Annotated in this window: 29 protein-coding genes; 27 read left to right on the top strand and 2 right to left on the bottom strand. The window is 47.9% G+C overall.

The annotated features are described in order from the left end of the window. The 5 genes from B2U97_RS05055 (at window position 1) to B2U97_RS05035 (ending at window position 5894) form a co-directional block, all read left to right on the top strand. Complete coding sequence (locus tag B2U97_RS05055; protein WP_011233377.1) at window positions 1–1017, top strand: FecCD family ABC transporter permease; 1017 nt, start codon at window positions 1–3, stop codon at window positions 1015–1017. Next, on the top strand, window positions 1010–1786 hold the full coding sequence (locus tag B2U97_RS05050) for a heme ABC transporter ATP-binding protein (protein WP_011233378.1): 777 nt from the start codon (window positions 1010–1012) through the stop codon (window positions 1784–1786). The genes B2U97_RS05055 and B2U97_RS05050 overlap by 8 nt, the downstream gene beginning before the upstream one ends. Before the next feature lie 13 nt (window positions 1787–1799). Continuing rightward, the gene (locus B2U97_RS05045) at window positions 1800–2534 is read left to right on the top strand and encodes a HugZ family protein (RefSeq protein ID WP_272988524.1); all 735 of its coding nucleotides are present in this window, start codon (window positions 1800–1802) and stop codon (window positions 2532–2534) included. Window positions 2535–2613: 79 nt separating this feature from the next. After that, window positions 2614–3678, top strand: a complete 1065-nt coding sequence (locus B2U97_RS05040) for a lysylphosphatidylglycerol synthase transmembrane domain-containing protein (protein ID WP_034819095.1) — start codon at window positions 2614–2616, stop codon at window positions 3676–3678. Continuing rightward, a complete protein-coding gene (locus B2U97_RS05035; protein ID WP_011233383.1) occupies window positions 3675–5894 on the top strand; it encodes a glycosyltransferase in 2220 nt (739 codons plus the stop codon). The genes B2U97_RS05040 and B2U97_RS05035 overlap by 4 nt, the downstream gene beginning before the upstream one ends. Before the next feature lie 14 nt (window positions 5895–5908). On the opposite strand, the gene B2U97_RS05030 is transcribed toward B2U97_RS05035, so the two are convergent. Then, window positions 5909–6364 (bottom strand): DUF3429 domain-containing protein, encoded by a 456-nt coding sequence (locus B2U97_RS05030; RefSeq protein WP_114981743.1) that lies wholly within the window; start codon window positions 6362–6364, stop codon window positions 5909–5911. Between the two features lie 87 nt (window positions 6365–6451). Here B2U97_RS05030 and B2U97_RS05025 point away from each other — a divergent pair, with 87 nt between their 5' ends. After that, window positions 6452–7801: a DASH family cryptochrome gene (locus B2U97_RS05025; protein WP_272988528.1), complete on the top strand. Its 1350-nt coding sequence runs from the start codon at window positions 6452–6454 to the stop codon at window positions 7799–7801. 118 nt (window positions 7802–7919) lie between these two features. Continuing rightward, window positions 7920–8927 carry a UDP-glucose 4-epimerase GalE gene (gene galE, locus B2U97_RS05020; protein ID WP_272988531.1) on the top strand — a complete coding sequence of 336 codons (1008 nt, stop codon included), beginning with the start codon at window positions 7920–7922 and terminating at the stop codon, window positions 8925–8927. On the opposite strand, the gene B2U97_RS05015 is transcribed toward galE, so the two are convergent. Further along, a complete protein-coding gene (locus B2U97_RS05015; protein ID WP_286830312.1) occupies window positions 8900–9643 on the bottom strand; it encodes a 4'-phosphopantetheinyl transferase family protein in 744 nt (247 codons plus the stop codon). The two genes, galE and B2U97_RS05015, sit on opposite strands and share 28 nt — an antisense overlap. Here B2U97_RS05015 and B2U97_RS05010 point away from each other — a divergent pair. The 20 genes from B2U97_RS05010 to B2U97_RS04915 are packed head-to-tail and all read left to right on the top strand — an operon-like array spanning window position 9534 to window position 26038. After that, on the top strand, window positions 9534–10202 hold the full coding sequence (locus B2U97_RS05010; RefSeq protein WP_272988535.1) for a beta-ketoacyl synthase chain length factor: 669 nt from the start codon (window positions 9534–9536) through the stop codon (window positions 10200–10202). The genes B2U97_RS05015 and B2U97_RS05010 overlap by 110 nt on opposite strands. Continuing rightward, the gene (locus tag B2U97_RS05005) at window positions 10192–11028 is read left to right on the top strand and encodes a lysophospholipid acyltransferase family protein (RefSeq protein ID WP_272988537.1); all 837 of its coding nucleotides are present in this window, start codon (window positions 10192–10194) and stop codon (window positions 11026–11028) included. Before B2U97_RS05010 ends, B2U97_RS05005 begins: the two co-directional genes overlap by 11 nt. Then, window positions 10970–11242: a phosphopantetheine-binding protein gene (locus B2U97_RS05000; RefSeq protein ID WP_011233390.1), complete on the top strand. Its 273-nt coding sequence runs from the start codon at window positions 10970–10972 to the stop codon at window positions 11240–11242. The genes B2U97_RS05005 and B2U97_RS05000 overlap by 59 nt, the downstream gene beginning before the upstream one ends. Window positions 11243–11253: 11 nt before the next feature. Next, window positions 11254–11505 carry an acyl carrier protein gene (locus tag B2U97_RS04995; protein WP_011233391.1) on the top strand — a complete coding sequence of 84 codons (252 nt, stop codon included), beginning with the start codon at window positions 11254–11256 and terminating at the stop codon, window positions 11503–11505. Beyond that, window positions 11505–12053, top strand: a complete 549-nt coding sequence (locus tag B2U97_RS04990) for a hypothetical protein (protein ID WP_011233392.1) — start codon at window positions 11505–11507, stop codon at window positions 12051–12053. The genes B2U97_RS04995 and B2U97_RS04990 overlap by 1 nt, the downstream gene beginning before the upstream one ends. Beyond that, entirely contained in the window at window positions 12031–13380 is a 1350-nt protein-coding gene (locus B2U97_RS04985) for an AMP-binding protein (RefSeq protein ID WP_272988540.1), read from the top strand. The genes B2U97_RS04990 and B2U97_RS04985 overlap by 23 nt, the downstream gene beginning before the upstream one ends. 7 nt (window positions 13381–13387) lie before the next feature. Next, window positions 13388–13744 carry a (3R)-hydroxymyristoyl-ACP dehydratase gene (locus B2U97_RS04980; RefSeq protein ID WP_011233394.1) on the top strand — a complete coding sequence of 119 codons (357 nt, stop codon included), beginning with the start codon at window positions 13388–13390 and terminating at the stop codon, window positions 13742–13744. 1 nt (window position 13745) lies between these two features. Next, window positions 13746–14486 (top strand): glycosyltransferase family 2 protein, encoded by a 741-nt coding sequence (locus B2U97_RS04975; RefSeq protein ID WP_272988542.1) that lies wholly within the window; start codon window positions 13746–13748, stop codon window positions 14484–14486. 2 nt (window positions 14487–14488) lie between these two features. After that, a complete protein-coding gene (locus tag B2U97_RS04970) occupies window positions 14489–15433 on the top strand; it encodes an acetyltransferase (RefSeq protein ID WP_286830309.1) in 945 nt (314 codons plus the stop codon). Window position 15434: 1 nt separating this feature from the next. Then, window positions 15435–16982 (top strand): HAL/PAL/TAL family ammonia-lyase, encoded by a 1548-nt coding sequence (locus B2U97_RS04965; protein WP_286830307.1) that lies wholly within the window; start codon window positions 15435–15437, stop codon window positions 16980–16982. Next, entirely contained in the window at window positions 16979–17389 is a 411-nt protein-coding gene (locus B2U97_RS04960; RefSeq protein WP_034819070.1) for an acyl-CoA thioesterase, read from the top strand. Before B2U97_RS04965 ends, B2U97_RS04960 begins: the two co-directional genes overlap by 4 nt. After that, the gene (locus tag B2U97_RS04955; RefSeq protein WP_034819068.1) at window positions 17386–17916 is read left to right on the top strand and encodes an outer membrane lipoprotein carrier protein LolA; all 531 of its coding nucleotides are present in this window, start codon (window positions 17386–17388) and stop codon (window positions 17914–17916) included. Before B2U97_RS04960 ends, B2U97_RS04955 begins: the two co-directional genes overlap by 4 nt. 6 nt (window positions 17917–17922) lie before the next feature. Next, window positions 17923–20151 (top strand): MMPL family transporter, encoded by a 2229-nt coding sequence (locus tag B2U97_RS04950; protein WP_034819066.1) that lies wholly within the window; start codon window positions 17923–17925, stop codon window positions 20149–20151. Window positions 20152–20162: 11 nt separating this feature from the next. Further along, on the top strand, window positions 20163–21398 hold the full coding sequence (locus B2U97_RS04945) for an NAD(P)/FAD-dependent oxidoreductase (protein ID WP_286830304.1): 1236 nt from the start codon (window positions 20163–20165) through the stop codon (window positions 21396–21398). Continuing rightward, complete coding sequence (locus B2U97_RS04940) at window positions 21389–21982, top strand: DUF3261 domain-containing protein (protein ID WP_231378609.1); 594 nt, start codon at window positions 21389–21391, stop codon at window positions 21980–21982. Before B2U97_RS04945 ends, B2U97_RS04940 begins: the two co-directional genes overlap by 10 nt. Continuing rightward, the gene (locus B2U97_RS04935) at window positions 21963–23156 is read left to right on the top strand and encodes a beta-ketoacyl-[acyl-carrier-protein] synthase family protein (protein ID WP_286830302.1); all 1194 of its coding nucleotides are present in this window, start codon (window positions 21963–21965) and stop codon (window positions 23154–23156) included. Before B2U97_RS04940 ends, B2U97_RS04935 begins: the two co-directional genes overlap by 20 nt. Window position 23157: 1 nt before the next feature. After that, on the top strand, window positions 23158–23613 hold the full coding sequence (locus tag B2U97_RS04930; RefSeq protein ID WP_034819060.1) for a hotdog family protein: 456 nt from the start codon (window positions 23158–23160) through the stop codon (window positions 23611–23613). Between the two features lie 4 nt (window positions 23614–23617). Continuing rightward, on the top strand, window positions 23618–24346 hold the full coding sequence (fabG, locus tag B2U97_RS04925; protein WP_034819147.1) for a 3-oxoacyl-ACP reductase FabG: 729 nt from the start codon (window positions 23618–23620) through the stop codon (window positions 24344–24346). After that, on the top strand, window positions 24346–25584 hold the full coding sequence (locus B2U97_RS04920) for a beta-ketoacyl-ACP synthase (RefSeq protein WP_286830300.1): 1239 nt from the start codon (window positions 24346–24348) through the stop codon (window positions 25582–25584). Before fabG ends, B2U97_RS04920 begins: the two co-directional genes overlap by 1 nt. A 16-nt stretch (window positions 25585–25600) precedes the next feature. After that, entirely contained in the window at window positions 25601–26038 is a 438-nt protein-coding gene (locus B2U97_RS04915; RefSeq protein WP_011233407.1) for a hypothetical protein, read from the top strand. Window positions 26039–26042: the final 4 nt, after the last annotated feature.

Genomic DNA, 26042 nt, shown 5'->3' with positions numbered 1-26042 from the left:
ATGCCGCTTGAACGTCGCTATTGGTTACTCGTCGGTGTTATGGGTATTGCTGTCAGCAGCGTTCTGTTGCTTTCCAGCGGACCGGTGATGTCGGACTGGCGGTTGCCCTTTATCTGGTTACCGGGAGTCTTGTCTGAAGCTACTGATATCCAAAAGACGGTATTAATCGATATTCGGTTACCCCGGTTGGTTTTAGGACTAATGGTGGGCGCGGTGTTGGCGCAGAGTGGTACTGCAATGCAAACCTTGTGTCGTAATCCGCTGGCTGATCCCGGGCTCATTGGTATTTCGGGGGGAGCGGCTGTATTCGCACTGGCAGTTATTGCCTTAGGTCCCGAGTTCGGGTTACAGGGACAGCTTTGGGTTTCCGGCGCGGCTTTTACCGGCGCTCTGCTGACCACCTTTGTGGTTTACCATTTGGCTGGTGGGCGTTCCGGAGTTCATGTTGCCACCTTACTGCTGGCAGGTGTTGCCATCAATGCGCTGGCCGGTTCCATTCTCGGGTTGCTCAGCTACTACGCTAACGATGACGCCCTGAGGCTTATGAGTTTCTGGCAGATGGGCTCTCTGGCCGGAGCCGACTGGCAACAGTTACCACTTGGCTTTTTGTTTATGGGCGTTAGCTGCGTTGCACTCTTTATTCACCGCCGGGCAATTAACACTCTGCTTTTAGGTGAACGACAAGCGCGTTACCTGGGCGTTAATGTCGGCACTCTGAAGCGTCGGATAATTTTTTTCGTTGCACTTGGTGTAGGCGGAGCTGTTGCCTTAACCGGCATGATTGGCTTTATCGGACTGATTATTCCCCACATTGCACGAATGCTGGTTGGCGCTAATGTGCGCTGGTTAATGCCGGTATCCATGTTGTTTGGCGCAGCCATTTTAGTGCTTACTGACTGGTTGGCAAAAACTCTGGTTGCTCCGGCGGAATTACCTATTGGCATTATTACAGCGGCTATCGGCGCGCCATTTTTTATTTATTTGCTTATGAAGCAACGACGGAGGTTTTATGCTTGATATCGATGTGTCGAATCTATCTATTGGTCGGCAGCAAGTGTTAACGTCACTGAACCTAAGTTTAGAAGCCCACCAATTTGTTGCCATTGTCGGCGAAAACGGTGCGGGTAAGTCCACCTTTTTAAATATGTTAGCAGGGGAGCTTCCTTATAACGGTTCTATTTACTTAAATGGAAGAGAACTGAACTCGTGGGATGCTTTGAAACTGGCGCCGATAAGGGCGGTTATGGAGCAGCACCAGGCCGCGCCTGAAGGGTTATCGGTTAAGGAACTGGTGGCCATGGGACGATACTGGTCACAGGAGTCTGATGCCGATGCGGAGCAACGCGCAACCCAATGGTTAAGCCGCTTTGATTTAACTCCAATGGGGGAGCGTGGCATTGAAACCTTGTCTGGTGGTGAACAACAGCGGGCACATTTAGCCCGGTGTTTATGTCAGTTAGATAAAGATTTGCCTGGCGAACAATTGTTGCTATTGGATGAGCCGACCTCCGCACTGGATGTGTATCATCAACATGCGGTGTTGCATGAAATTAAGTCGTTCAGCCAAAAAGGCAACCTGGTTCTGTCGGTTATGCACGATTTAAACCTGGCCTCGTTGTATGCCGACCAGGTCATAGTTTTAGGCAATAACTGTATTCAGCATGTTGACAGTCCCGAGAGTGTTTTTCGGGAAGATATTCTGGAAAGAACCTATCGTACACCGGTGCACGTCAGCTCGCATCCAAGCTTTTTAAAGCCAATGATTTTCACCGAGCCAAGACATTAGGGAGTATTTTATAATGAATGAACGAATAAAAGCGGCGCGGGAAGCGCGAGTACTAGCACAAAATAGCGATACTGCAGTGCTGTCCACTATCTCGAAGAAGTTAATGGGATATCCGTTCGGCTCGGTATCACCGTTTATGCTTTCTGCAGAAGGTCAGGTCATATTTTATGTGTCTGATATTGCCCAGCATGCCCGTAATTTATCAGTAGATAACCGTTTAAGTATTACCGTGTTCGATGCGGCTGAAAGCGGTGACCAGAATACTCACGGGCGACTGACGTTAACAGGAAATGCCCGGTTTTTAGTGGATGAGTCTTTAGGGGAATTGTACTTCCAGCGTTTCCCCGACGCTTTAAGTTATCGCAATGCTCATGACTTTAAATTCTGGCAAATGGACGTTGAGCACATTCGTTATATTGGTGGCTTCGGCAAAATTTTCTGGATAAACCCTGCTGAATGGCTGCTACCTGAACCCCAATGGAATTCAACAGACGCATTGCAGATGATCCAGCATATGAATGATGACCATGCTGACGCTTGTGGCCTTATTTTGCGCCACCAGAAAGTGGAGTTCAGGAACTATGCAGGTAGCGTCAAAATGAGCAGTATTTATCCGGACGGGTTCCATCTAATTGCCGATGAACGCAGTGTTTTCATTCCTTTTGAAACGGACTGTGTGACAGCCGGTGAGATCAGAAAGCAACTAGTGAAAATGACTCATGACGCACGGCAGTCGGCGGCTGCGTAATGTAAGGTTTTTGACATCCCTTCCCAGCAACTCCATAATCCTTAATCTTTAGGCTTTGTGGGGAGTAAACGGCAGCAAGATGGCAGCTTCAGCGGAAGAAGAAAAACAATACAAAGCCTCGTGGAAACGCTTAACGCTATTTAGTGTGTTATTTGTTTTACTCACGGCTGCCGGATTTTACGCCATTTATGACCACTTTTCCGGCCGCAGTCTTACCTTCGATTTTCGTTTGTTTGCCCCTGAAGTTTTAAGTGCCGCAGTCTTGCTGTTACTGGTTTACTTCGCCGCCGACGGTTTGCGGCTTTACTACACTTTGCGCGCTCTGGGTTACCGTATTCCTAAAAAAGCCATGGCTAAACTGGTCTTTATTAATATCTTTTTCTCCAATATTACCCCTATGGCCACCGGTGGCGGTTTCGCGCAGGTTTGGTTCTTACACGAGCACGGCGTGCCTATTGGGCGGGCGACCGCTGCCACTACTATTCGTACGGTGTTGGCTATTTTCTTTATTTTTTCGCTGACGCCGGTGTTCTTGCTGGTGCTGGAGCCACTGCAGAACAAAGCTATTATTGGTGAAATTGGTACGGCTCTTGCCGTTTTCATTGTGCTTTATCTGCTCTTCTTCGCGGTGGTTTTGTTGCGGGCACATTGGTTAATTGGGCCGCTAAGCTATTTATGTAAAGCGGTGCATAAGCTGCAACTGATTAGTCCTGAGCGTCATCTGCGCTGGCAATACAAAACTCGCCGCGAAATGCTGCGTTTCTCCCGGAGTTTTTCGGAGTATTGTCGCGGCTCTAAGGTGGCTATTGCGCTGTCGGTATTGTCCACCGTCATTTTTCTGCTCAGCTTATTCAGTTTTCCCGCGCTGCTAATGTGGGGTTTAGGATACGACGTTGATTACCTCGTCAGCCTGGGACTGCTGGTGGTTACCACCTTTATCATGTATTTCGCGCCAACGCCCGGTGCTTCGGGAATTTCCGAAGGTGTGTTTGGTAGCTTTTTTAATGACATTTTAGCCAATAATCATTTACTGTTAGTCACCTTTAGCTGGCGCTTCTTAACCATTTATCTTGGTATGTTATTGGGACTCTTTATTTTACAGCGCTACTTAGTTCAGTCGGCTAAAGTGCAGGGCATACAATGAATAAAACCAAGTTACTGAAAGTCCTGTTTTACCTCAACATTGCGGTTGTGGTTGGGCTTATTGGCTATAAAATTTATTTGAACCTGGTGACTTCTGAATTTGAGGCGGAGCATACCGAACAGCTCTCAGACATTAGTGCCCGGCTGGAAGGACAGGACAGTTACAGCTTTGCTGTAGTGGGTAATATCAATAATTCGGTTGGTATTTTCGAGCGTCGCATTATTCCTATGTTGAACGACACCGACATTGATTTTTTAGTGTCTGCGGGGAATGCTGTGAGCAGTGGAGGAGAAGACAAATACCGGGCAATAAAAGGTACTCTGTCGCGGCTGGATATGCCGTATTTACTGACCTTCGGTAACAATGAGTATGAAGAGTTTGGCAGCTTCCGCTTTTATGACCATTACGGTCCGCATTTTTTCAGTTTTACTGCCGATGACAGCCGCTTTATTTTCTTAGACAGCACGGGAAAAACGCCATGGCAATGGCAGCTTCGCTGGTTAACCGATATTCTTAAAGCCGACGATTCAAAGCATCGCTTTGTTTTTATTGGTCACCCACCTTTAGAGCCTGAAGAAGAGTTTTTTTTAGCCCAGGAGGACGATTTCCTGCAACCCATGGAGTTCCGTCATGCGTTACTGCAGACAATAAGCAACTTCGGTGTTGATCGCGTCTTTTCATCCAATATCTCTATTTACTCAGAGCGTGAGCACAACGGTATTCCCTATATCACTACCGGTGGTGCGGGTGGTCTGGTACTGAATCAGGATGAAAGCTTTTATCATTATGTGAAAGTAACAGTGAATGCCGATGGCTCGGTTGAGCACTCTGTTGAAGAGCTGGAAATTGGTCAGCACCCCATTCTGAAACAGCTGGAAAGCCTGTGGTTCTTTATTCATTCGTTATTTTACGTGGGCTACCTGAATTTTATTCTGCTGGTGAGTCTGTTCCTGGTTATCAGTACCAAATTGTACAACGCGGTATTCGTCGGTAAAGATTACTACCCCGACTACGATATTGACCCGCAGCCCTGGTTCAAAAAGCCGTTGCGCGTGGCCATGTTCACGAATAACTATCTGCCTTTTATCGGTGGTGTGCCAATTTCTATCGAGCGCCTGCGTCTGGGATTAGTTAAGCTCAAAGATAAGGTATTGGTTGTTGCGCCGCGCTATCAGCAAAGTAGTGAAAAAGAAGAGCATGTGGTGCGTATGCCGTCGCTGTTTTCTTTTGGTGAAAAGAGTGAGTTTCAGTTTGCCAATATTTTCTCCGGTGCCGTGCGTAAAAAGGTTAAAGCCTTTAAACCGGATATTATTCACGTTCACCATCCGTTCTGGATAGGTTCGCTTGGGGTCTTTATTGCGCGCCGCCTGAAAGTGCCGGTGGTTTATACTTATCACACGCGGCTAGAACATTATGCGCACTTTGTGTTTTTACCCGGTTCGTTGTTCCGCAATATTATTGCGCACTTTTTGGTGCGTCGCTTTGCCAACAAATGCGACGGCGTAATTGTGCCGACACAGTCGACCGAAGAATACCTGCGCATGATAGGGGTTAAGAAGCCTACCTTTGTACAGCCAACAGGTATTGAGTTTGAGCGTTTCCAGCAAGTTGACGACAAGCAAATAGAGGAGCTGCGCCAGCAACAAAAGCTAGGGGATGAAACGGTATTTGTTAGTGTGTCCCGGTTGTCGAATGAGAAAAATATCGACTTTATGATAGAGGCGGTGGCGCAACTGAAAGATCAAACCGATAAGCCGTTCCGCTTGCTGATTGTGGGCGACGGTCATCAACGCCACCGGTTACAGGAACGCATCGATAACATGAAACTCCAGCAGTACATTACTCTGGTAGGCTCAGTTCCGCCTGAGCAAATGGCCGCCTGGTATCAGCTAGGAGACGCTTTCCTATTTGCCTCGCAGTCAGAAACTCAGGGCATGGTCATTCTGGAAGCTATGGCTGCGGGCTTACCCGTGGTTGCGGTGCGCTCCAGCGGTATCGACGATGTTGTTGAAGACGGGCATAACGGTTTTAAGACACCGGCTAAGCAGGCTTTATGGTGTGAGCGGGTGAAACAGTTACTGGATGACGAGGCGTTACGCCAGAGCCTGGCAGAAAATGCTCTGGCTTTTGCCCGTGATTATTCGGTGGAAAAATTCAGTGATGACGTACGCCACATTTATGCGGAAACTCTGGCTCGGTATCACGAGAAAAAATAGCGCTGCAGCTAGCGCTACAAAATGTGGTTACCAAAGACCAGTAATTGGCAGACGATGACAATGGTCGTTAATAATACCCGTATACGGTAGTAGCCCATATAAGCTGTCATAGCCGAACTGCGAGCCAGCTTTTGTTCAAAGTACAGAACCAAGGCAAAGCCCACCATCTGCATACCTAATGACCAGGCCGGTGCGTTAATTAAAATTGTGAACCAGGCCGCTAAAGCGAAAACATTGCTTAATAACAGTAAACCTGTGGTTTTTTCGCTTTCCGCGCGGTGCAGGGCCCGGCCCCATAGAGTACCGCCCAGAAAACTGAGAATAACAGCGCCGTAAGTAATTAAAAACTCTAAAGGTGAAATTCCCCACCAGGTTCCTGTATGCATTATAGCCGCAAGCGACGATGCCAGAAAGGGAATAAGCCCTAAAAAGCCCAGAGTATAAATTAGCCAGTTTTTACCTTTGTTCATAAAAAATGAGTCCACCAGAAGTCAGTTATTATTATTTTACGGTCATTGTTCAATTTACGTTTAGTCCAATTCTAAATGACTTACGTAATGAATACTAAACAACAACTCGTATTCATTATGGCAGATTATCGGTTAGGCCTATTTGTATTTCGGAATGATCTCAGGGTTGAAGACAACTTGGCGCTTTATGAAGCCGCGCAGCGCAGTGAAACACTTATCTGCTGCTTTTGTTTTAATCCGACACAGAATAAGTATGGTCATTATGGTATTCCGGCAATGGGTAAACATCGTTTTACCTTTTTGCAGCAGAGCTTAAAGCAACTGCGAACCGAGCTGGAAATGCGTGGACAAAAACTCATTGTTTTGACCGGGACATTTGACCGAATTTTAACCGAACTCATTTCCGAACGTCAGGTGGATGCGATATTCCTGAGCCAGCATCAGGGTTACTATGAAGGGCTTCAACTGGGTTTGCTGCAGCAACGGTTTCCGTTTCTGCCTTTTCATGAAACACCAAACAACACCTTGTTTTCAGAGCAGGAACTGCCGTTTGAGCTAGCGGACTTGCCGGAAACCTTTTCTCAGTTTCGGAAAAAAGTAGAGCCGTTGAGCCGTAACTTTTCGGTGCAGCCGGTAAACGCTTTGCCTTCATTACCGAAGAACATCAGTTATCCGGGGTTCAAGGCTGAAACTCTGAATGAATTGGCGTCAGATGACTTTGAAGGTGGAGAAAGAGCCGCCTTAACGCATTTAACAAGCTACTTTTCTGGTGAGTCTGCCGGTACTTATAAACAAACACGAAATGCCTTAGACGACTTTTCGAGTTCGACTAAGTTTTCGCCCTGGCTTGCGCAGGGTTGTCTTTCTGTCCGGCAAATAATGGCGGCGTTAAGGGCGTATGAAACAGAGTTTGGTGAGAATGAATCCAGCTACTGGATAAGTTTTGAATTATTGTGGCGCGAGTACTTCTTCTGGTACGCACTGAAGCACGGGAAACGCCTGTTCGCTTTTTCCGGCCTCTCCGGTAAGTCACCCAAAACCAGCTTTTATTCTGAAAGGTTTCAGAAATGGTGCTCTGGCAATACGCCGTATCCTATAGTTAACGCCTGCATGAAGCAGTTGAATGCCACCGGTTATATGTCGAACCGGGGGCGCCAACTGGTTGCCAGTTGTTTTGTGCACGAGCTGAGTCTGGACTGGCGCTACGGCGCTGCCTATTTTGAACAGCAGCTGATTGATTACGATGTTTCCTCCAACTGGGGCAACTGGCAGTATCTGGCGGGTGTGGGAGCCGACCCCAGAGGGCATCGTCAGTTTAACCTGGAAAAGCAGACCGAACGCTACGACCCGGATAATGAGTTTATTGAGCGCTGGGCCGGCGACTTGTCCGGGCAACCCATAGACAGCGTTGATGCAGCAGACTGGCCGGTGCGGTGAGAATAACTAAAAGCCGTTGAGGCTGGCGCATGAGTTTAAGTTGCCTTAGGGAAAGTCAGCCGATACTATTTCGCCCCTTTGATTTATAACGGCGCTACGGTTTTTGGGCACACCACCTATGAAGAAACAGATATTGGTTACCGGAGGCTGCGGATTCATTGGTTCGCACACGGTTGTTGAGTTGATACTTAGCGGCTACCAGGTGATTGTGATTGATGACCTGAGTAACAGTAACGCCTCGGTAATTGATAAGATTCAGTGTATTACGGGTGAGCGACCAGAGTTTCACCAAGTTGATATCTGCAATCGGGATGCGTTGACCAACCTGTTTAAACAATACGCTTTCGATGCCGTTATGCATTTTGCTGCACTTAAAAACCCCCAGGAAAGTTACCACTTAAAAGAGAAATATTTTCTGACCAATGTGGAAGGAACACGGAGACTGCTAGCGGTAATGGACGACTTTTCAGTTAACCTTTTAATTTTTTCCTCTTCAGCCGTTGTCTACGGCAACCCTTCGTGCGTCCCTGTTGCTGAATCGGCTCCGGCCGGAGCGACAACCAATCCCTATGGCGAGACCAAATATCGATCCGAGTGCGATTTGGCTGAGTTTTGCGAGAAAAACCTCGCTTTCTCGGCTATAAGTTTGCGTTATTTTAATCCGGGAGGAGCTCATCCGTCGGGAGTTATTGGTGAGCAACCCATTAAACCTGCGGCTAATTTGATCCCGGCCATAGGCAATGTGATAACCCGCAAAACTGACTCAGTTCAGGTCTATGGTTGTGACTATCCGACCGGCGATGGCACAGCAATACGTGACTACATTCATGTTTGTGACGTAGCAAAAGGTCATGTTGCGGCGCTGGAGGCGGGGTTTGCCCGAACTGGACACCATATATTTAACTTAGGAACAGGCAAGGGTGAGTCGGTATTGAGCGTGATTCATGCGTTTGAACAAGCAAGTGGGCGCGTGATTCCTGTTACGTTTTCAGAGCGTCGCCAGGGCGATGTGGCAAGCTGTTACGCTGAGGCTGATAAAGCACGTCAGGACTTAAATTGGAAAGCCGAGCATGATTTGCAGACGATAGCGCGGGATTACTACAATTGGTTATCGTTATCTAATTGATACAGCAATACAGCGTCTTCTCTCTCAGATGAATCGCTCTGATAAGCACAGAGTAAAAAAGGCTCTATCTGAAAGTATTTTGCTGAGTGCTTTTGTCTGTGAAGAGGCCTCTCTAGTACGCTAAGTAAAGGTACACCCGAGGCTTTCGCGAAAGCTTCAGCCAGAGTCCAGTGATGAAAAAAATCACTTTTAGTTAAGGTACTGCCAGCCAGAAAACCGTCCTTATAATAGTCGCGAATACGGTGGTAGTCTTTTCGTGTGTGCACATTCTCCAGGTCAATGCCTATAGTACTTGTCGTCGAGTAAGCCGCTGCGATACACCCTGATTTATGAGAAAGAGAACAGTAAACAGGGCATCCATCCACATTTAACAGCGGCGCACCGGAATCGCTGTTTTCAATAGAAATTCGCTGAGGTTCAGCAGCAGGCCAATATTTTTTGACAAGCCGCAGCAGCAGATCTTTAGCGGCTGCCGAGACCTGTTTCTTTGATGCTGCTTCGTTGTAGAGTCTATATCCGATAACCATATGCGATGTTATATTTTTGAAATGTCCGCTGAGATTCTGTACTATTCCGCTTCTTTTTTGAGTATCTGCCCAGAATCCTATGCGAGCTTTTGTTGCTGATAGTACATTAGTCGAAACCGAATGTCGTGAGCGGCTGAAGCAAATACCAGCTTCTACCCGGCGGCGACTGAGTTCGTATGCAAAAGTCATAATGACAGCCATACTGGAGCTAAGCGAACGACATCCGCAGTTAAAAGAGACGCCAGTGGTTTTGGCAACGCGGCATGGCGACTTGCACCGTACTGAAAAATTACTACGGGAGTTGGTTCGTGGCGAGGTCTTATCGCCAACGCAGTTTGCGTTGTCGGTGAATAATGCTGTACTGGGGCAATACAGTATGGCGGCAGACAATCGACAGGCTATGACCACTTTGTCTGCCGGTGAGCAAACTTACCCCCTGGGGTGGCTGGAAGCTGTAAGCCAGGTACAAAGCGAAACCAGGCAGGTACTGTTGGTTTATGCTGATGAGGTACCACCGGCTGTCTATTCTGGTCAGGTTCACTCGCCAGTGAGAAGCTTTGCGCATGCGGTTTTGCTCGATAGAAAAAACGGACAGAAACTGATTTTGGATCGCCTTGTTGAAAAAGAAAGTCAGTTACAGGAGGACGTCTGGTTAGTTGCCAACGGCGTTCAACAGATGCTCGACTCCTGTAGCGGCAAGGTGGTTAAGGACTATAACGGAGTACGGTGGAGCTGGCATGTTGCTTAGTCTCTGGCAGATAATAAATCGTACCTGGCGGCGTTTCGCGACCGGGCTATGCTTTGCCGTCTTTGGGCTAGGCGGTTTATTGCTGTCTATTACTGCACTGCCGGCGCTGGCGTTATTATCCAATGGTAATGAGAGACAGCGCGAAGCACGAGCCAGGCGCTTGGTGCAAATGACGTTCCGCTGGTTTATCGGAATAATGAAGTGGACTGGTGTGTTCAACTTCGACTTTCAAGCGATTGAACAACTTAAAGGAACCCGGAGTCACGTTATTATTGCAAACCATCCGTGTTTGATTGACGTGGTAGCATTAATTTCTTTTGTGCCGAACCCGGATTGCGTTGTTAAGTCCCATCTATGGAAAAATCCCTTTATGCGCGGTGTCATCCGCTCAACAGGTTATATCAGCAATGATGACCCTGAAGGTTTGGTTACGGATTGTGAACGCTCTTTAGCGCGTGGTAATAACCTAATAATTTTTCCTGAGGGCACACGAACCACTCCGGGAAAAAGAATAAAGTTCCAGCGTGGCGCGGCGCATCTGGCATTACGTACCAGGGCACAAATTACGGCATTGCGAGTGGATTGTTTGCCGGTGACATTGATTAAAAATGAAGCCTGGTATTGCGCGCCTGAACGGAAACCGACTTTATCGGTGCGTTATCTTGGTGAAATCGACTCAGCTTCTTATTGCGATGCTGAAAAACTCAGTATTGCTGCGCGTCAACTGACTCGCGATTTACAGAATTACTATGAAAAGGTGTTAGAAGATGACGGAAAACCTGAAGCAAGAGATCAAAGCCTTGATTATCGAGTCGCTGGATCTTGAAGACGTAGAGATAGCAGATATTAATGATTCGGCGGCGTTGTTCGGAGACGATGACGATGGCTTGAATCTTGATTCTATTGATGCGCTGGAGTTAGGTCTGGCGATAAAGAAAAAATATGACGTGAAGCTGGACGCTAATTCAGCAGAAACAAAAAAGCATTTTTATAGTGTCGATACGTTAGCGGAATTTGTCGCTAATAACCGTGGTGAGTAAACGAGGGAACGATGAAGACAAGAGACGAAGTATATGCGCGGTTGACTCAAATTCTGGAAGAAGATTTTGAAATCGATTCTGGCGACATTTCTCTGGACGCTAACTTGTATCAGGATCTTGACCTTGATTCGATTGATGCGGTGGATTTAGTCGTGAAATTACGCGAAATTACCGGTAAGAAAATCAGTCCGGACGCGTTTAAAGCTGTGCGCACAGTCGAAGATGTTGTCGAAGAAGTTTATAAACTCGTTCACAGCGACTAATGAAAAACGGTCTGCGCTTATTAATCAGTGGTTTACTGATTGCCTACCCGCTACTTGTCTGGTGGCTGGCGCAGAACGGGCTAACTAACTGGTTATTGCTGGTTCTGCTGGCATTACTGAGTTTAAGTATTGTTTCCCAGGGCATTCGTCACCCCAGAAGCTGGCTTACGCTGGCAGTACTTCTGGTTGTTTCAGTGACAGCTATTTTCGCAGACCAGTTGACTGGCGTGCTGTTTTATCCCGTTTGGATGAACAGCGCCTTGTTGCTGGTTTTCCTTGCATCATTATGGCGCAAACCAGCGGTGATAACTCGCCTTGCCATGCTTATGGAAGGTTCCTTGTCAGATAAAGCGGTTGCTTACACTGAAAAAGTGACGCTGGTCTGGGCGATATTTTTCCTCGTGAATGGCGCTATTTCGCTGGTAACTGCGGTGCATGGCGACCTCAAACTCTGGACGCTATACAACGGTTTTATTTCCTACGTTCTGATTGGTTTACTCTTTGTGATTGAGTGGAGTGTGCGACGTGTTGTTAAACATAAACACTGAGCAATGGCAGCTGCAGTGGCAGCAAGCAGATACTGAGCTGGCCGTAGTGGAAGGGCAGTCTATAAGCGCATCGGTGTGGCTAAAGGATATTGCGGCGGCAACCCACTGGCTAAGTGAACAAGACGGTGATGCGCTGCTTTATCATCGCGACTGGTATCATTTTAGTGTCTGGCTGTTCGCTTTACTCAATAGTGAAAAGAGAACTGTTCTGCCAGCCAATGATAAGCCGGCAACGTTGTCAGAGCTGTCGTCGCACTATTCGTTCAGAGTCCCGTCTGAATTACCTCAACACGTGAGTTCGGACATACCTGCTTTAACACTGAAAGGCAGCTTAAATTCTCAACTGACATTTTTCACCTCGGGCAGCAGTGGCAAACCTAAAGCCGTCAGAAAAACGCTCAGGCAGTTATGGTTAGAAGTGATTACGCTGGAACAAACCTTTGCGGAGCAATTAGGGCCGGCCAATATACTGACAACGGTCACACATCAGCACATTTACGGACTGTTATTCACGGTACTTTGGCCGCTTGCTGCGGGCCGTCCGGTGACTTTGCCTTTGGTCGACTACCCTGAGCAGTTGCAGCAAATATTGGCGAAAGCTAATTGCCAGCGTTACGCTTTAATAAGCAGCCCTGCGCATTTGCAGCGGCTGGATAATTTACCTCAGCTTGCTAAGTACAGCCATTCTTTGGCCACGGTCTTCTCATCAGGCGGTCCGCTACCCAATTCTGTTCCTGAAGATTTTGCTGAACATGAGTTAAACGCGCCAATTGAAGTGTATGGTAGTACGGAGACCGGAGGTATAGGCTGGCGTCAGCGCAACCCGGGCTCTAATGAAAACTTTCAGACTCTGGCGGGAGTGGATGCGAGCTGCAATCACAACGGTTTACTGGTTATTCAGTCACCGTATCTGAATAATCCGCAAAAGCCTTACACAACAGAAGATAAAGCCCGGCTTCAGGGGCAGGGAGATTTTCAGTTGTTGGGGCGGCAGGACCGAATTGTAAAAATTGCCGAAAAACGAGTGGCTCTTAACGAAGTAGAACAGTTCATTCAGCGCCATGACTGGGTCGAGTCAGCTAAAGCTTGTGTGTTACATAGCCCGCGTGTTGAACTGGGCTTAGTTTTAATATTAACGCCTGAAGGCGTTAATCAGCTTAGCACTCAGGGGCGATTTAAAGCGCGACAAGAGTTGCGACACCACTTACTGCAGAGATTTGAAAAAGTGGTTGTACCTAAACGTTTCCGTTATGTGCAGCAGTTGCCATATAACGGTGCCGGTAAAGTGACACAAACCGATCTACAGGCTTTGTTCGAAGAGGAATAGCAATAACATGCAGACTCAATTACCTGATTTTATAAGTTTCTCCGAAGGGCTCAGTGACAAAGAAAAGCCTCTACTTTGCGGTCGGTTTAAGCTGGCAGCGGACTGTATTTATTTGCAAGGGCATTTTCCTTCAACCCCGATTCTTCCCGGGGTTGCTCAAATGGACTGGGTCATTCAGCTAGCGGGGCAACATTGGTCGACACCAACATCCATTCAGCGTATTGAAGTGCTAAAGTTTAACGACATGATTTTGCCTGGTGCGACAGTCGATTTGCTGATTGAAAGAAAGCGCGATGACTGCATCACGTTTAAATACTCTGACGGTGATAAAGCGCTGTCTTCCGGACGTCTGGTGTTTAATTAATATGTCTCAGTATTGCTTTCTTATACCTATTTATAATCACCATAAGACCATCACTGCAACGGTTGAGCGACTGCTACCTTACGAGTTGCCAATTATTATTGTTGATGATGGCTCAAATGATCATACCAAGAAAGTTTTAGCGACTTTGGCGGAAGAGCATAAGTCGCTTGTATTACTGCACACGCTTCCCGAAAATAGCGGCAAAGGCGGAGCTGTTATGGCAGGGTTTCATTTAGCAGCTGAAGAAGGCTTTACTCACGCATTGCAAATAGATTCAGACGGCCAGCACGACAGTAACGATATTCCTGAGTTTTTAGCTTTGTCGAAACAGAACCCCGGTGCGTTGATAAGTGGATACCCTCAATACGATGAAAGCATGCCGACCAGCCGACGCATTGGGCGCAAGATCACCCACTTTTGGGTGCACATCGAAACCTTATCGATGCAGATAAAGGATACTATGTGTGGTTTTCGGGTATATCCCTTGTACCAGACGGTCGGTTTGATAAAGCGTCGTCCTATCGGCACACGCATGGATTTCGATATTGAAATTATGGTGCGTCTATACTGGGCGGGTACACCGGTTTTATTTATTCCAACCAAAGTGATTTATCCACAAGGCGGACAGTCACATTTTCGCGCGTTGCAGGACAATCTGAAAATTTCCTGGTTGCATACGCGCCTGTTTTTCAGCATGTTGCCGCGCATTCCGCTTTTATTACTGCGCAGGTTTAAAAGCTAATTATGGTGGAGAAGCACTGGGCAAAAAAGAAAGAGCGCGGCAGCTACTGGGGCATCGTTATTGTTCTTCGAGCCTATCAGTATGGCGGCCATTGGCTAATGCGGCTGATTCTAGCGCCAGTGATCACTTACTTCTTTTTGACCGGGGGGGATCCTCGTAGGGCCTCTCTGGACTTCCTTCGTCGCGTGCATTCATATGCTGCTGAACGGTCTCCTTTTACTGCTGAGCCGGGTTGGCGCCAAAGTTGGTACCATTTCTGGCAATTTGGTTTGCACGCTCTGGCAAAAATTGATGCCTGGGTCGGTAAGGTGTCTAAAAACCAGGTGCGTAACTGTGGTGACACCCACTTTGATGATTTAGAGAAACAGCCTCAGGGCGGCATTCTTATTGGTAGCCACCTGGGTAATCTGGAGGTTGCGCGGGCGCTGGCTTCAAAAAAATATACCCGGCGCATGAATGTACTGGTGTTCACTCAGCATGCGCAGTCGTTTAACCGTGCATTGAAAGACGTAAACCCGAAAGTCGATATCGACCTGATTCAGGTGACCGACATTGATATGGGGCTGACTATATTATTGAAAGAGCGCATTGAACAAGGCGAGTTCGTGGTTATTGTCGGTGATCGCACTTCGGTGACTCAACCCGGACAAACCATAGAGCAGGACTTTTTAGGTAAGCCGGCCTCATTTGCCTTAGGGCCGTGGATATTAGCCAGTGTGTTAGAATGCCCGGTGTACTTTTTATTCTGCTTAAAGAACCCCGATGATGGGCATTACGATTTATATCTGAACCACGCGTGTGACCAACTCAAACTCCCCCGAAAAAGCAGGCGGGAAGCTTTGCAGCCAGTGTTGAAAGCTTACAGTGAAATGCTGGAGGAGCTAGTGATGCGCTACCCTTATCAGTGGTTTAATTTTTTTGATTTCTGGAAGAAGGACAGTCAGTAGTATGACGACATCGATTATAGCCTTTGGTGGCCGCCCGTTGACCATTAAAGACGTGGTAGAAATAGCCAATGGCAAAGCGCAGGTTGCATTAAGCGATGCGCCGGAGTTTGTCGAAAAAGTCGATGCCGGTGTCCGGTTTCTGAATGAATTACTTGAGCAGGACGGCGTTATTTATGGCGTAACAACGGGGTATGGCGACAGCTGCACCGTATCGGTACCGGAGAACCTGGTTAACGAGTTGCCCATTCACCTTACGCGTTTTCATGGTTGTGGCCTGGGCGATACCTTTGATGAACAGGAAACCCGCGCCATTCTGTCAACACGCTTAAGTTCGTTGGCTCAAGGCTATTCAGGTGTCAGCTGGGAGCTATTGGAGCGCCTGGTGGTGATGTTGAACGAAAACATGCTGCCGCTTATTCCAAAAGAAGGTAGCGTAGGTGCCAGCGGCGATCTAACACCCTTGTCTTACATTGCCGGTGCACTTATTGGTGAGCGAGATGTGCGTTTTCGCGATAAAGTGATGAACAGCGCAGAAGCCTTTGAACTACTTGGTATGCCGGTTCACAAGCTGCGGCCAAAAGAAGGCCTGGCCATTATGAACGGTACCGCCGTGATGACTGCTTTAGCTTGTCTGGCCTGGGACAGAGCAGAGTATCTGACCCGATTGTCTAGCCGCATCACTTCATTGGCGAGCATTGCGCTGGAAGGCAACAGTAACCATTTTGACGACCTGCTCTTTGCCGTAAAACCTCATAAAGGACAACAACAGGTCGCACGCTGGATCCAGCAGGACCTGAATCATGTTGAGCACCCGAAAAACTCTTCGCGTTTACAGGACCGCTACTCTATTCGCTGTGCGCCTCATATTATCGGGGTGCTTAATGACAGTCTGCCGTGGTTCAAAGAAACCATAGAGAACGAATTAAACAGCGCCAATGACAACCCTATTATTGATGGCCTGGGAGAACACGTCCTGCATGGCGGTCATTTTTATGGTGGTCACATTGCTATGGTGATGGACTCGATGAAAACAGCTGTGGCGAACCTGGCGGATTTACACGACCGGCAAATGGCGTTGTTGATGGACACAAAGATGAACCACGGTTTGCCCTCTAACTTGTCTGCGGCAGAAGGTGAGCGTAAGTCTATTAACCATGGTTTTAAAGCGGTGCAAATTGGCTGTTCGGCCTGGACTGCTGAGGCATTGAAATTAACCATGCCTGCCAGTGTCTTTTCGCGTTCAACCGAGTGTCATAACCAGGATAAAGTGAGCATGGGTACTATCGCAGCCCGTGACTGTATTCGTATTCTGGAGCTGACCGAACAGGTGGTTGTTGCAACTTTGCTGGCGGCTTATCAAGGTGTTGAACTGCGTAAGCGCATTACAGACAAGCCGGTAAACTCATCGGCCGATGTCTTAAAAATGACTGAAAGCCTGGCTGAGCAGTTTGAACTGCTGACAGAAGACCGCCCGTTAGAGCCGGAATTACGTTACTGGCTTGCCCAGTTGCGGTTAAAGGTATGGAATTTGTATCAGGAGCCAGCATGAAACAAGCCAGTTTAATTATTGATGTTCCTTTTTTCGATGTCGATGCGATGCACGTTGTCTGGCACGGGCATTACATAAAATATATTGAAATGGCGCGTAGTGAGTTACTGCGTACCTTCGATTATGACTACCCCGATATGGAAGCTAACGGTCATATGTGGCCTATTGTCGACTTGCGCTTAAAGTACGTTGCTTCGGCTACATACGGACAGCACATTCGGGTGACGGCCACTTTGGTGGAGTGGGAGCATCGACTGAAAATGAATTATGAAATTCGCTGTGTTGAAAGTAATGAACTGTTGACCAAAGCCACCAGTGTGCAGGTAGCCGTTTGTAAGGAAACTCGGGAAATGTTGTTTGAATCTCCTGACATTGTGTTTGAAAAGTTGGGAGTTGAGCACTCATGATCCGCTTACTTTTAGCGACAACTCTATTGATTACTTCAGCAATGGTAGTGGCTGGGGAAGATATGACGCTGAAAGCGCTATCGGCACTTGAAAAGCAATCAGAACCTTTGCCGTTGTCGCTGGAATTCAGTCAGAAAAAACAGTTATCGGGGCTGCCAAGACCTTTGGTAAGTTCAGGCCAGCTGGATATTAGTAAAGACGAAATAGTCTGGACAACAGAGCAACCACAGCAGCAACAATTGACTATTAATCGCCAGGGTATTTTTGAGCAAGGTAATGAGAACTCGGTAAGCGGCAGTGATACCATTGCGCAGTTGTTATTGGCGATTCTGCAGCAGGATGAAACTGTATTGAAGCAGCAGTTCAGGCTTTCGCTAGAGCAGAATTGTGTGGTGATGGTTCCGGAAGCTGACGCTTTAGCCAGTGTGATTGAAAAAATACACAGTTGCGGTATTGATAGCGTTGAGCTTGTAGAGTTGTTTGAACAAAACGGTAATACCACCCGTATAGAGCTGAGCAAAAGGTAATATGGCATGAAGGGTGTACGCGCAGCTTTGACGACTCGATTATTGCTGTTATTTGTTGTCATTGTCGGCGTTGTAGCGGCGTTGTCTGCGCAACTGTCTAATACTCAGTGGAGCAGCAGCCTGGCCGATGCTCTGCCAAATGAAGTGTCTGAGTTACAGCGTAGTTACTTAGAAAGTCAGCAACCAAATGCGCAGCAACTGCTGCTGGGCTTTGAGTCAAAGCAGTATTCCGGCAGCGAAATACTGCTTATTGTGCAAGAACAATTGAACTTACTGACTGAAGCTGAGCCGACCATTAAACTGGCGGAAATGACAAACCCGAAAGCGGTGCTGTCATTTTACCAAAATCAGGCGGGTCGTTTAGCAACACAGCAAGACATGCAAGCGCTTGGAAACGGCAACTACGCAACGATAATAGACAATGCTCAAAAAACCTTACAAAGCCCTGCGCCGGTATTAATGCCTTTAGAGCAGGATCCACTATTACTGACACAGCGTTTTGTACAGCATTTACCGGACTTAATGCCAGGATATAAAAGTCATAATGGACTGTATACCCGCACTTCGGAGTCTATTCATCAGGTATTAGTGCCGCTGCGTATTGCTGGTGATGCGTTAAGCGTGACTCAGTCAGGGCAGTCAGTTCAGGTTATAAATGCCTTTATTGCCAAAGTAACTGAACAGCTACCCGGTATTAACGTGTATCGAAGCGGGTTGCTGTTCCATTCCGATGCGGCGGCGAAGCAGGCAAAGCAGGAAATGACCTGGTTTGGCGGGCTCTCTCTTCTGCTGGTATTAGCCTTATTACTCTGGGTTTTCCGCTCTGGTCAGCAATTGTTTTATACGCTGCTACTGCTGGGTGTGTCGGCAGCGGCCGGGCTATTGGCCACTTTGTTATTAAGCTCCCGGCCGCATGTGCTGATGTTGGTTTTTGCCACCAGCTTTATTGGGCTGTGCATTGACTATGTTATTCATGGTTTTATCGCCCGAAGCCATGGCGCTAAGGCCTGGTCGGCACTGAAGCCGGCTTTGTGGCTGAGCGGGTTAACCACCATTTGGGGTTATATTTTGCTTCTGTTGCTACCGCTGCCGCTATTACAGCAATTAGGTATTTTTATGGCAGTGGCTTTATTCACTGCGATCGTTCTGGTGGTTGTTACTTTACCCTGGTTGCCGCAGCCAGGAGCATCGCGCCCCGGCTGGCAGCGGTTTTGCCATAGCATGACGGAGCTTTACCGACAGATGCGCCAGCCAAGCACTAATGCGTGGTTGAGTGTTATGGCGTTAACAACACTGGGGCTGTTGCTTTGGTCTTTTACGGCCAATGACAATGTTCGTCTGCTGGCCAGCTCACCCGAGTCCTTACTGCAACAGGAAAACCACCTGCGAAAAACCACGGACTTTTATTTTCAGCCAGATGTCCTGTTAGTGTCGGGAGAAACCCAGCAGCAAGCACTGGAGCGTACGGGTGAACTGCACGAGATTGAAGATAGCATCAGCTTGTACGATTATGTGCTGCCGGTGTCAGAACAGCAGCAACTACTGCAACAGCAGCGAAAGTTGTTCCAAAGTCCGGAAGGAAATAATTATCTGCAATGGTTAGGCATTGGACAGCCTGTATTCGGCAGTGAGTCTCAAGAGCATCCCTTACAGAATCAATTTTTATATCCGATGGAAGAAGGCTGGATGAGTGTTGTCCGGCTCAAGCAGCCCTTTAACCCAGATGATATCAGCGAAAGCTATGGAAAACTGGAGCATTTTAACCCGATTGAGCATGCATCAAACGCGCTTGCCGAGTACCGGCACTCTATGCAGTTGTGGCTTATCGCTTTGCTGCTTGTTTCGTTGCCTATACTGGCGATGTTTTTACGCTCTCAGCAAGCTAACAAGCTGAGGCTTCAAGCCGCATGGCAAGTTACCTGTGTTATGACATTGTCCGTGTCGACAGCGTTGCTGTTGGCACAATTGATACAACCACTTAACTTGTTTCATTGTATTGGCGCGATGTTCGTACTGGTGCTCAGCATTGATTACGGCGTTTTTTGCGCCGGCCGGTTGAAGCGCGAACATGCGCTGCAAGCCATTTATTTGTCAGCTTTCACGACCATGGTGGCTTTTGGCGCCTTAAGTTTCAGCTCGACGCCAGCCATTGCAGCTTTTGGAATTGTTGTTTTAATTGGGGTTTTTATGAGTGCCCTGTTCAGTCCGTTGATAATAGAGTCACCTGATAACTAAGGAAAAGAATCATGGAAGAGTCAATTTATGATGTGGTGATTATTGGTGCCGGACCGGCAGGTTCGACAGCTGCTGCTATGTTGGCGAATGCCGGGAAAAGCGTGCTGGTAGTTGAGAAACAAGAGTTTCCGAGGTTTTCTATTGGCGAAAGCTTACTGCCTCAATGCATGACCTTTATTGAAGAAGCTGGGTTATTAGATGCGGTACTGGATAATGCAGAGCGTCTTGGGTTTCAGTACAAAGAGGGTGCTGCTTTTTATCATCAGGGTAAGAAGGTTAACTTTGATTTTCGCAAAAAATCGAGCGAAGGTCCTGGTACAACTTATCAGGTTAAACGCGAACATTTTGATCAGCTATTGGCGCAGGGTGCGGCAGAGAAAGGCGCTGAAATCCGACATGGTGTTGCGTTAGAAGCTATTGATTTTAGTGACCCTAATGCGGTCAAATTGAACTTAACCGGCGCTGCCGGAACAAGTGAAGCAAAGGCACGTTTTGTGCTCGACGCCAGCGGTTTCGGTCGAGTGCTGCCACGCTTGCTGTCGTTAGAATCGCCGTCGGACTTTCCTGTGCGTCAGGCTGTTTTTTGCCATGTAAAATCTGAGCTGGCGGGCGGGAACTTTGACCGCAGCAAAATTCTTATCACCGTGCATCCACAAAATCCTGAAATTTGGTACTGGTTAATTCCTTTTGCGGATGGTACTGCCAGTATTGGTGTCGTTGGTGCGAGTGAGTATTTTGCAGAAAGCGACAGTGAAAAAGAAGCGTTGTGGAAGCTGGTGGCAGATGAGCCGTACCTGCTTGAAGTGTTAGGTGAATACCAGGTAAGCCGTGCTGAGCAACGTATTACCGGCTACTCAGCTAATGTAAATTGCTTGTTTGGTGACCGCTTTGCTTTACTAGGGAATGCTGGTGAATTTTTAGATCCGGTTTTCTCATCAGGTGTGACCATTGCAATGCAGTCTTCATCGCTGGCGGTGCCGTTAGTATTGAAAGAGCTGAATGATGAGCCTCAGAACTGGCAGAAGCTTTACAGTGACCCTTTACGTGTGGGTATTACCACCTTTCGCACTTTTGTTAAGGGTTGGTATGATACCCGCTTTCAGGATGTGATTTTTTATCCACACCAGCAGCAACAGGTTAAAGAAATGATTTGTTCCATTTTGGCAGGTTATGCGTGGGATACAGGCAACCCTTATGTCCGCGAAAGCGAACGCCGCTTGAACGTATTGGCAGAATTATGTGGATAAAGTCGCTAAGAGTCGTGAGTGGCTTAATGCTGGTGTTAATGGTTGCCGGTTGCCAGTCTTTAGGCGGACAGCCAGCTCAGGTTCCTATCGCGGATGGTAGTTACCAGTTGCAGCATAGCTGGCCGCGAGAGCCGGTGCAGCTATGGCAAAAAGTTGAATGGAAAAAAGGCGAGCAACAGCGCATTTTCATGGTGTCGGCAGCTTTTGATAATGAACGATTACTGCTGGTGGCATTATCTCCCTTTGGCAATGAGCTGTTTCGGAGCGAACTCAGTCGTGCAAACGGAGTCACCTTTAAAGGCAGCGAAGCTTTTGACGACTCGCGGCTGGCTATGCAGGTCTGGTCAGATTTACAAATGGCGTTGTGGCCACTTGACAGTATCAATGCCAATTTGAGTGGTGTGAGTTTGCAAGCTACTCAAACCGGACGCGAGTTATGGCGTAATGGGGAATTGCTGTGGTCATCGGTTAGTGAAGATAAGAACCAGCAGCGAGTGATTCAGAACAAACCTATGGGTTATCAATTGACGATAACCACTCTCGAGTACGAGCTATTAGAAACTGATGAAAATCACCTTAAGTGAACCGGGCGCAATTTGCGCGCTGGGTCATAATTGCGAAAGCCTATGGCAGGCTGCACTGGCAGGCGATCAAGCCGGGCTGAAGCCTGCAGCATTCAATACCAACGATGGTACGTCTTTGTTTGCCGGTTCAGTTGCAGATAATAAGTTGCCCGACATTGGTAGTCTGCCGGCAGCCATGCGCACCCGTAATAACCAACTGGTTGCGGCTGCCTTACAACAAATTGAAGAACCCTTGCTGGCGCTGATAGATAGGTTGGGCTCAGATAGGGTGGCGGTCGTGTTGGGGACTAGCACGTCCGGTATTGCCTCTGGTGAATCGGCGTTAGCACATGACGAATCCGAAGGCGGTTTACCCGATACATTTTACTATGCCATGCAGGAAATGCTTGCTCCGGCAGAGTGTATAGCTGCGCTAACAGGTATTACCGGTCCGGTTTACAGTATTTCAACGGCTTGTTCGTCCAGTGCCCGAGTTTTTATGAGTGCTCGCTCTTTATTGCGTTTAGGCGTCGTCGACGCGGTGGTTGTCGGCGGTGTTGATTCTCTTTGTCGGCTAACATTAAACGGTTTTAAAGCGCTGGAATCGACTTCTTCAGGGTGCTGCAATCCGTTCAGTGCGAATCGCGACGGCATCACCATTGGGGAAGCTGCTGGGCTTTTTATTGCTACCCGCGAAGAGGACAACTTACAGCCGTCGCAGGTGACTTTAACTGGTGCCTGTGCAACTTCAGACGCTCATCATATGTCGGCTCCTCACCCACAGGGACGAGGGGCTTTGGCGGCAATGCAGGAGGCACTGACTGATGCTGGCATTACTGCACAGCAACTCGGCTATATTAACTTGCATGGTACTGCTACTCCGCTAAACGATTTGATGGAAGCTTATGCGGTCAATGCATTGGGCGCTGGGAAAGTGCCCGCGAGTTCAACAAAAGCGCTGACCGGCCACACCTTGGGAGCGGCAGGAGCAATTGAAGCGGTGTTCTGCTGGCTGGCGTTGGCGAAACAAGACGGCTTACCAAAGCATGTCTGGGATGGTGTTAAAGATTCTGATTTGGCAGATATCCATTTGTATCAAGGTGGGTCGCTGCAGTATCCAATAGAGCATTGTCTGAGTAATTCTTTCGCGTTTGGCGGGAACAATGTCTCTCTCGTTTTTAGTAGAGGAAAATAACATGGGGCATGATTTGGCTGAGCTTATCAAACACGAACCGCCGATGCGGTTGATTGATAAGCTGTGCTCGGCTGAACAGGGGAAGGGACAATGTTGTCTTACGGTGAGTAGTGACAACCTGTTTTATAGTGAGCAGTATAAGGGTCTGCCGGCGCATGTTGGAATTGAACTGATGGCGCAGACTATTGCTGCTGTTGCCGGTTATCAAAGCAAAGCCGACGGTGGGGAGATAAAGCTGGGGTTCTTGCTGGGAAGTCGAAAATATCAATGTGATATTGACAGTTTTAAGCTGGGAGAAAGATACGATATTTTTGTTGAAGAACTGCATTTTGAGTCTTCGGGGCTGAGTGTTTTTGAATGCGATATTCGCCACAACGATAAGGTCGTTGCGCAGGCTCGGCTAAATGTTTATCAACCGCCCGATGAAACAGCATTTATAGAGGAAAATTATGGTTGAAGGTATGGCTGAACGAGTTCTTGTCACGGGTTCCGGTAAGGGAATAGGACGTGCAATTGCCCTGCAACTGGCAAAAGATGGTTTTGATCTGGCGATTCATTGTCGCTCAGACAAAGCTTCAGCAGAGCGAGTTGTGGATGAAATTAAGTCACTGGGTCAACAAGCGTCTTTACTGGTTTTTGATGTCAGTGACCGCGAGGCTGCACGCAACGCAATTGAGCAGGATATTGCTGATAATGGCGCTTATTATGGTGCGGTTTGTAATGCAGGAATTACCCGTGACGGTGCCTTTCCGTCGTTAACCGAAGATGACTGGGACAGTGTTTTGCAGACGAATCTGGGGGGCTTTTATAACGTGCTGCACCCGTTAATTATGCCGATGATCCAGCAACGCCGCGGTGGTCGTGTGGTGACTATAGCCTCAGTTTCTGGTATCGCCGGCAATCGCGGTCAGGTGAATTACAGTGCGTCTAAAGGCGGCGTTATTGCTGCTACTAAAGCACTGTCGCTGGAGTTGGCTAAGCGCAAAATTACTGTCAATTGTGTAGCGCCCGGACTCATTGAAACGGACATGACCGGCGAGCTAGAGCATGAGAAAGAAATTTTGTCGATGATACCCATGCGCCGCGCCGGTAAGCCGGAAGAAGTGGCTGGTTTGGTTGGTTACTTATTTCAGCCGTCAGCAGCATACATTACGCGACAAGTCTTTTCGGTAAATGGTGGGTTAGTTTAATGAAACGTGTGGTCGTAACCGGTATGGGCTGTCTGACGGCTTTTGGTGACAACTGGCAGAGCTTCCGTAGTCAACTTGAAAATGGCAAGAACGCCGTGGTTAATATGCCAGAGTGGGAGCGTTTTGACGGTCTGAACACACGCCTGGCGGCGCCCATTCGACCGGCGTTTAAAAAACCTTCGCACTACTCCCGCAAAGCGGTGCGCTCAATGAGCACGGTAAGCTTAATGGCAACACGGGCAACGGAATTGGCACTAATTGATGCCGACTTGTTGGAACATTCTTGTATTAGTGATGGAAGTTGTGGCGTGGCTTACGGTTCCTCAGCAGGTGATACCGAGCAAATGAAAATTTTCGGCAATATGCTGGAAAGCGGTGATATGACCGGCCTGAACGCCACAACTTACATAAAGAGTATGGGTCATACAACCGCTGTAAATCTGGGCGTCTTTTATAATGTGAAAGGACGGGTTCATACCACGAGCTCGGCCTGCACATCCGCATCTCAAGGTTTGGGGTATGCGTACGAAGCTATTCGTTATGGTCATCAGAAAGTGATGATTGCTGGTGGTGCAGAGGCGTTGTGTCCGTCCGAAGCGGTAGTATTTGATACTTTATTTGCCACCAGTACTCGTAATGACGAGCCACAGCTGACGCCAAGACCCTTTGATAAAAATCGCGACGGACTGGTTATTGGCGAAGGGGCTGGCACCTTTATTCTGGAAGAGTTGGATCATGCTCTGGAACGTGGCGCGCACATTTATGCTGAACTGGTCGGTTTTGGTACGAACTCTGATGGCGCCCATGTGACTCAACCTACGGCCGATACCATGGCCATTGCTATGAAGCTTGCGTTGCAGCAGGCGCAACTTGAACCGGAGCAAGTAGGCTATGTGAACGCGCATGGCACAGCCACAGACCGGGGCGATGTTGCGGAGTCTCTGGCCACAGCAAGCGTATTTAAACGCTCGGTACCCATCAGTTCATTAAAGAGCTACCTGGGGCATACGCTGGGCGGCTGCGGTACAATTGAAGCCTGGGCCAGCATTAATATGATGCGGGAAAGCTGGTTTGCGCCCACACTTAACCTAACCGATATTGACCCGGAGTGTGGTGATTTGGATTATATAACCGAACAGGCACGTGAGCTTGATACGGACTATGTCATGACAAATAATTTTGCTTTTGGTGGCATTAATACTTCATTGATTTTTAAACGATGGAATAACTCTAATTAATATAAGGAAATAGAAAATGAAAAAACTCTTTGTTGCTACTGTGGTTTTATTGAGTTCGTTATTGTCGCTGCAAGCCGAAGCGCGTGATGACCTGGTAACTCTGGAGCTCAAGCCTGTTATGGAAAGTAATAAGGCGAAAGAGGCTCTGCTTGATGTTCCGGTTTATTTTGCTGGTCAATCGCATCCTGAAGTTGCGCAGTCGAAGGGCGTTATTACCACCAGCCGTAAAACTAATGCAGTGAATAAGTCCGACCGCGAAGCTTGTGAATGGGTATTGCTCTCGGCACTTAAAGTGCTGCAAGACAATGCGCGCGAGAACGGTTACGATGCAGTAATTAACATTAAATCAAATTATGATCATAATGAGTTCAGCAGTGCCGAGGAATTTCAGTGTGGTGCTGGCTTTTTAATGGCGGGTGTTGCCTTGAAAGGTGAAGTGGTTAAATTCAAATAAGGAT

This window comes from Idiomarina sp. UBA3176, assembly GCF_002364295.1.
GTDB classification, from domain to species: domain Bacteria; phylum Pseudomonadota; class Gammaproteobacteria; order Enterobacterales; family Alteromonadaceae; genus Idiomarina; species Idiomarina loihiensis.
Note: the sequence above shows the minus strand (reverse complement) of the source record. Positions and strands in the feature narration are given on the sequence as shown.

Excerpts from the sequence above, each read along its gene's own strand:
- B2U97_RS04945 (WP_286830304.1), top strand. The coding sequence starts at position 20,163 with ATGGAAGAGTCAATTTATGATGTGGTGATTATTGGTGCCGGACCGGCA.
- B2U97_RS05035 (WP_011233383.1), top strand. The coding sequence starts at position 3,675 with ATGAATAAAACCAAGTTACTGAAAGTCCTGTTTTACCTCAACATTGCG.
- B2U97_RS04980 (WP_011233394.1), top strand. The coding sequence starts at position 13,388 with ATGCAGACTCAATTACCTGATTTTATAAGTTTCTCCGAAGGGCTCAGT.
- B2U97_RS04970 (WP_286830309.1), top strand. The coding sequence starts at position 14,489 with ATGGTGGAGAAGCACTGGGCAAAAAAGAAAGAGCGCGGCAGCTACTGG.
- B2U97_RS04990 (WP_011233392.1), top strand. The coding sequence starts at position 11,505 with ATGAAAAACGGTCTGCGCTTATTAATCAGTGGTTTACTGATTGCCTAC.
- B2U97_RS05000 (WP_011233390.1), top strand. The coding sequence starts at position 10,970 with ATGACGGAAAACCTGAAGCAAGAGATCAAAGCCTTGATTATCGAGTCG.
- B2U97_RS05045 (WP_272988524.1), top strand. The coding sequence starts at position 1,800 with ATGAATGAACGAATAAAAGCGGCGCGGGAAGCGCGAGTACTAGCACAA.
- B2U97_RS05005 (WP_272988537.1), top strand. The coding sequence starts at position 10,192 with ATGTTGCTTAGTCTCTGGCAGATAATAAATCGTACCTGGCGGCGTTTC.
- B2U97_RS05010 (WP_272988535.1), top strand. The coding sequence starts at position 9,534 with ATGCGAGCTTTTGTTGCTGATAGTACATTAGTCGAAACCGAATGTCGT.
- galE (WP_272988531.1), top strand. The coding sequence starts at position 7,920 with ATGAAGAAACAGATATTGGTTACCGGAGGCTGCGGATTCATTGGTTCG.
- B2U97_RS05040 (WP_034819095.1), top strand. The coding sequence starts at position 2,614 with ATGGCAGCTTCAGCGGAAGAAGAAAAACAATACAAAGCCTCGTGGAAA.
- B2U97_RS04930 (WP_034819060.1), top strand. The coding sequence starts at position 23,158 with ATGGGGCATGATTTGGCTGAGCTTATCAAACACGAACCGCCGATGCGG.
- B2U97_RS04975 (WP_272988542.1), top strand. The coding sequence starts at position 13,746 with ATGTCTCAGTATTGCTTTCTTATACCTATTTATAATCACCATAAGACC.
- B2U97_RS05015 (WP_286830312.1), bottom strand. The coding sequence starts at position 9,643 with ATGACTTTTGCATACGAACTCAGTCGCCGCCGGGTAGAAGCTGGTATT.
- B2U97_RS04955 (WP_034819068.1), top strand. The coding sequence starts at position 17,386 with ATGATCCGCTTACTTTTAGCGACAACTCTATTGATTACTTCAGCAATG.
- B2U97_RS05050 (WP_011233378.1), top strand. The coding sequence starts at position 1,010 with ATGCTTGATATCGATGTGTCGAATCTATCTATTGGTCGGCAGCAAGTG.
- B2U97_RS05025 (WP_272988528.1), top strand. The coding sequence starts at position 6,452 with ATGAATACTAAACAACAACTCGTATTCATTATGGCAGATTATCGGTTA.
- B2U97_RS04940 (WP_231378609.1), top strand. The coding sequence starts at position 21,389 with ATGTGGATAAAGTCGCTAAGAGTCGTGAGTGGCTTAATGCTGGTGTTA.
- B2U97_RS04965 (WP_286830307.1), top strand. The coding sequence starts at position 15,435 with ATGACGACATCGATTATAGCCTTTGGTGGCCGCCCGTTGACCATTAAA.
- B2U97_RS04915 (WP_011233407.1), top strand. The coding sequence starts at position 25,601 with ATGAAAAAACTCTTTGTTGCTACTGTGGTTTTATTGAGTTCGTTATTG.
- B2U97_RS04920 (WP_286830300.1), top strand. The coding sequence starts at position 24,346 with ATGAAACGTGTGGTCGTAACCGGTATGGGCTGTCTGACGGCTTTTGGT.
- B2U97_RS04995 (WP_011233391.1), top strand. The coding sequence starts at position 11,254 with ATGAAGACAAGAGACGAAGTATATGCGCGGTTGACTCAAATTCTGGAA.
- B2U97_RS04960 (WP_034819070.1), top strand. The coding sequence starts at position 16,979 with ATGAAACAAGCCAGTTTAATTATTGATGTTCCTTTTTTCGATGTCGAT.
- B2U97_RS04950 (WP_034819066.1), top strand. The coding sequence starts at position 17,923 with ATGAAGGGTGTACGCGCAGCTTTGACGACTCGATTATTGCTGTTATTT.
- B2U97_RS05030 (WP_114981743.1), bottom strand. The coding sequence starts at position 6,364 with ATGAACAAAGGTAAAAACTGGCTAATTTATACTCTGGGCTTTTTAGGG.
- fabG (WP_034819147.1), top strand. The coding sequence starts at position 23,618 with ATGGCTGAACGAGTTCTTGTCACGGGTTCCGGTAAGGGAATAGGACGT.
- B2U97_RS05055 (WP_011233377.1), top strand. The coding sequence starts at position 1 with ATGCCGCTTGAACGTCGCTATTGGTTACTCGTCGGTGTTATGGGTATT.
- B2U97_RS04935 (WP_286830302.1), top strand. The coding sequence starts at position 21,963 with ATGAAAATCACCTTAAGTGAACCGGGCGCAATTTGCGCGCTGGGTCAT.